Annotated in this window: 4 protein-coding genes; 1 reads left to right on the top strand and 3 read right to left on the bottom strand. The window is 73.1% G+C overall.

The annotated features are described in order from the left end of the window. The coding region (locus ACWGDE_RS36450; RefSeq protein WP_453393371.1) for a helix-turn-helix transcriptional regulator at positions 1–1586 on the top strand (1586 nt) is incomplete at its 5' end. Here ACWGDE_RS36450 and ACWGDE_RS36445 read toward each other — a convergent pair. The 3 genes from ACWGDE_RS36445 to ACWGDE_RS36435 all read right to left on the bottom strand — a co-directional run. Continuing rightward, positions 1580–2500 carry a cobalamin-binding protein gene (locus ACWGDE_RS36445; protein ID WP_453393370.1) on the bottom strand — a complete coding sequence of 307 codons (921 nt, stop codon included), beginning with the start codon at positions 2498–2500 and terminating at the stop codon, positions 1580–1582. The two genes, ACWGDE_RS36450 and ACWGDE_RS36445, sit on opposite strands and share 7 nt — an antisense overlap. 87 nt (positions 2501–2587) lie before the next feature. Further along, positions 2588–4033, bottom strand: coding sequence for a glyceraldehyde-3-phosphate dehydrogenase (locus tag ACWGDE_RS36440; RefSeq protein WP_453393369.1), 1446 nt, complete (start codon positions 4031–4033; stop codon positions 2588–2590). A gap of 84 nt (positions 4034–4117) precedes the next feature. Continuing rightward, on the bottom strand, positions 4118–4540 hold a 423-nt coding region (locus ACWGDE_RS36435; protein ID WP_453393368.1), incomplete at its 5' end, for an NADPH-dependent FMN reductase.

The following is a 4540-nucleotide window of genomic DNA, read 5'->3' as shown; positions in this document are numbered from 1 at the left end:
GGTTCCTCCTCGCCGCGGAGATCACCCCGCCGGACCGGTCCGGGCTGCGCGTCCGCAGGCTCTCGTACGCCGCCCAGGAGGCGGCCTGCGCCGGCTCCGTCGACATCGCCCGGCAGGCGGCCGACGCCCTGACCGCCGCCCGGGCGGAGCCCGCCGACCAGGTCACCGCACTGCTCGCCCTCGTCGACGCCCACGGCCAGGCCCTCGCCGACCTGGAACCGCTGCTGGCCCGGTGCAGGGAACTGGCGACGGGCCACCCCGGCCTCCTCGCCGCGGTCGAGCTGCGCGCCGCCATCGCCGCCAACCTCGCCCACGCCGCCCCCGAACGGGCCCTGCGCGCGGCCACCCGGGCCGCCGAACTCGCCGCCTCGGACGGCCACCGGCCCCTGCAGGCCGCCGCGCTGACCATGCGCGCCCGGATGGAACGGGTCCTCGGCGCCGCCGACGACGCCGGCAGCACCCTCGACCGGGCGCTCGCCCTGGGGATTCCGCCCCAGCACTCCGGCATCCGCAACAGCGCCCAGTACCTGGCCGCCCGCCACGCCGTCTTCGACGACCGTCTCCGGGAAGCGCGCGAACGCCTCGTCGAGCTCCTCGCCCTCGCCGAGCACGAGGGCGACGCCGAGGACCTGGTCGACATATGGCGCAGCCTCGCGGAGGCCGACAGCCGGCTCGGCGCGTGCGGACCCGCGCTCGCGTGGGCCGATCAGGCCGTACGGCTCTCCACCACGGCGGGCCTGTCCATGGGACCCGCCTGGTACACCGCGGCGCTGACGCAGAGCGCCGCCGGATCCTTCGCGGCCGCCCTGCGGACGGCCTCCTGCGGTGCCCGGGCCTCGCAGGAGGAGGGCGACGGACTGTACGTCTCACGGAACCTGTGGATCATGGGCGCGGTCCAGCTCCACACGGGGGACGTCACAGGCGCGGTCGCCTCTCTCTCGGCCGTGGCCGAGGCGGAGCGGCACGTCCCGTCGGCCGACCCCGGCATGTTCCGCTGGCAGCCGGACGCCGTGGAGGCCCTCACCTGCGCGGGCCACCTCGACGTGGCCCGCGCCCTCCTGTCCCGGGCCCACCCCACCACGACCCCGCCGGGCCCCGACTCCGGCCCCCGCTCGGCGCTGGACCGGGCCCGGGGCCTCCTCCTGGCCCGCACCGGCGCGGGGGAGGAGGCGAGCGAGGTCCTCCGCGGGGCCGCGGCCGCCTTCGCCCGCCTGGGCCTGCCGCTCGAAGAGGCCCGTACGCTCCTGGCCCTGGGCCGGGTCGAACGCTCCCGCCGCCGCCAGGCCGCCGCCCGCGCGGCCTGGGAGGCGGCCATGGCCGTCTTCGAGGACACGGGCGCCCGCCCCTGGCAGGAGCTCACCCGCGAACTCCTCGCCCGCGCGGCCGGCCCCGCCTCGGCCACGGGCAGGCTGACCGAATCCGAGTCGCGCCTGGCGGACCTGATCTGCCAGGGCGCCACCAACCAGCAGGCGGCCCAGCACATGTTCATCTCGGTCAAAACCGTCGAGGGCATGCTCAGCCGCGTCTACCGCAAACTCGGCGTCCGCTCCCGCACCCAACTGGCCGCGGCCCTCGCCGGTCACTGACGGGGCAGCCGGAAGGCCTCCGAATCGGTGACCGGGGCGCCGGAGCGGATGTCGTGGAGGACGTGGGCCAGGACTTCCGCGCCGCGTACGACCCGGGGGCCCGGGCGGTTGAAGTACGCCGGGCCGTCCAGGACCCATACCCGGTCCGTGCGGACCGCCGGAAGGTCGGTCCAGCCGGGCAGGGTGGTGAGGAGCTCGCGTTCGGCGAGGGTGCGGTGCGGGGGGAAGCCGCACGGCAGGAGGAGGAGTACGTCCGGGCGCGCGGCCAGGACGGCCGGCCAGTCCATCGGGCGGGTGTGCTCGCCCGGTGCGGCGAGGAGCGGGTCGCCGCCGGCGGTCGTGATCTGTTCGGGCACCCAGTGCCCGGCGGGCCAGAGCGGGTCCAGCCACTCGATGGCCACGACCCGGGGCCGCGCACGGCCCGCGGTCGCCGCGCGGACCGCGTCCAGCCGGGCCCGGAGCGCGGCCCGGCGTGCCAGGGCCGTATCGCGCACCCCCAGCAGTTCGCCCACGCGGACCAGGCAGTCCAGTACGTCGTCCAGGGTGCGCGGCTCCAGGCTGAGCACCTGCGGCCCGCCGTCCAGCACCCGCACGGCCCGGCTGACCCCCTCGTAGGAGACGGCGCACACGGCGCACAGGTCCTGGGTCAGCACCACGTCGGGGGCGAGCGCCGCCAGGGCGTCGGTGTCCAGGGTGTAGAGGGAGGAGCCCCGGTGCGCGGCGCCGCCCACCGCGTCGGAGATCTCCCGGCTGCTCAGGGTGTCCGCCGCGAACTCCGCCGCCGTCACCACCGGTACGCCGGCCACCTCCCCGGGCGGCCAGTCGCACTCGTGCGTACGGCCCACCAGATCGGCGGAGAGGCCCAGTTCGGCCACGATGTCGGTGGCGGCCGGCAGCAGGGAGACGATGCGCATCCCCCCACCCTAGGCTTCACGCACGAATGCCCCCGGGCGACCACGGGTCGCTCGGGGGCATTCGTCCGTGCGGAGGGCCGGGCGGGATCAGACCGCCGGGACCGGGTAGGTCGGGTACTCGACGCCGGAGACGTACTGGACGACCCGGATGACCTGGCAGGAGTAGCCGAACTCGTTGTCGTACCAGAGGTAGAGGATGGCGTTGTCGCCGTCCACCTTGGTGGCGCCCGCGTCGACGATCGAGGAGTGGCGCGAACCGACGAAGTCCATGGAGACCGCGTCGGGAGCCGTGGTGAAGTCGATCTGGCGCTTGAGCGGCGAGTGCAGCGAGACGTCGCGGAGGTAGTCGAGGACCTCGTCGCGGGTGGTCTCACGGCCCAGGCGCAGGCTCAGGATGGCGATCGAGACGTCCGGGACGGGGACGCGGATCGAGCTGCCGGTGATCGGGGCCTTGAGGTCCGGCAGCGCCTTGGCGACGGCCGAGGCGGCACCGGTCTCGGTGATGACCATGTTCAGCGGCGCGGAGCGGCCACGACGGTCGGCCTTGTGGTAGTTGTCCAGCAGGTTCTGGTCGTTGGTGAACGAGTGGACGGTCTCCACGTGGCCGCGCAGAACGCCGTACTCGTCCGCCATCGCCTTCAGCGGCGGGACGATCGCGTTGGTGGTGCAGGAGGCGCAGGACAGGATCTGCTCGTCCGGCTTGATCGTGTCGTGGTTGACGCCGTGCACGATGTTCGGGACGTCGCCCTTGCCGGGAGCCGTCAGGACGACCTTGTCGATACCGGGGCGCAGGTGCTTGGAGAGGCCCTCGCGGTCGCGCCACTTGCCGGTGTTGTCGATCAGGATGGCGTCCTTGATGCCGTACGCCGTGTAGTCGACCTCGGAGGGGTCGTTGGCGTAGATCACCTTGATCGCGTTGCCGTTGGCGATGATCGTGCTCGTCGCCTCGTCCACGGTGATCGTGCCCTGGAACTGGCCGTGGATCGAGTCGCGGCGCAGCAGCGAGGCGCGCTTGACCAGGTCCGCCTCGCCGCCACCGCGGACGACGATGGCACGCAGGCGCAGGCCGTTGCCGGAGCCGGCCTTCTCGATCAGCAGGCGGGCGACGAGGCGGCCGATGCGGCCGAAGCCGTAGAGGACCACGTCGCGGCCGTCGGCGCGCTCGATCTTGTTGGCGCCCGTGGCACCGGCGACGGCGAGGGCGGTGAACTCCTCCACCGAGAGGCCGCGCTCGTCGGTCGCGTACGTGGCGGCGAGCATGCCGAGGTCGATCTGCGAGGGACCGAGGTCGAGCGTGGTGAGCGCCTGCAGGAACGGCAGGGTCTCGGTGACCGAGAGCTCCTCACCGTCGATCTGGCGGGCGAAGCGGTGGGTCTTGAGAATGCTGACCACGGACTTGTTCACCAGGGAGCGGCTGTGGAGCAGGATCGTGACGTCCCGCTCGCGGTGCAGCTTCCCGATGATCGGGATCATCGACTCCGCGATCTCCTCGCGGTTCTTCCAGTTGGTGAACGAGTCGTCTTTGACAGTCACAGATCATTATCTTTCGAGCTAGGCGGCGCTCATATGCTAACCCGTGCCCGATTCGGGACTTCAGGCACCCCCTGAGCGGCCCCTTCAGCCCTCGGTCCGCTGGGTGACGGGAGCGCTGGTCTCGTCGCCCAGGAACTCGTACCAGCGCCGCTGGAGGCACAGGTAGCGCGTGTCCGCCTCGGCCAGCGCGAGGAAGGAGTCGACCGTGTCGGCCAGCCGTTCGTTCAGGCCCGGATCGGTCAGCGCGCCGTCCTCCCCGAAGGCCGAGTGCGCCGCGGCGAGGCTGAACATGTCGGGGTAGACCCGGGCCCCGAGGTGCTCCAGCGGCACGCGCAGCGCCCAGAGCCCCCGGTTCCCGCCGACCATCGACGGGGAGGCGGACACCAGCAGCGTCTGCTTGTCCTTGAAGGGCTGCGGCCGGAACCGGGAGACCCAGTCGACGGCGTTCTTCACCACGCCGGGCACCGAGGCGTTGTACTCGGGCGAGGCGATGACCAGGGCCTGCGC

The sequence above is a fragment of the Streptomyces sp. NPDC054956 genome (assembly GCF_053609185.1).
The sequence above is the reverse complement of the archived record's forward strand: the minus strand, read 5'-3'. Positions and strand labels throughout refer to the sequence as shown.

What these genes read in the sequence shown, in the direction of transcription:
- ACWGDE_RS36445 (WP_453393370.1), bottom strand. Translation starts at nt 2,500, where the DNA reads ATGCGCATCGTCTCCCTGCTGCCGGCCGCCACCGACATCGTGGCCGAA.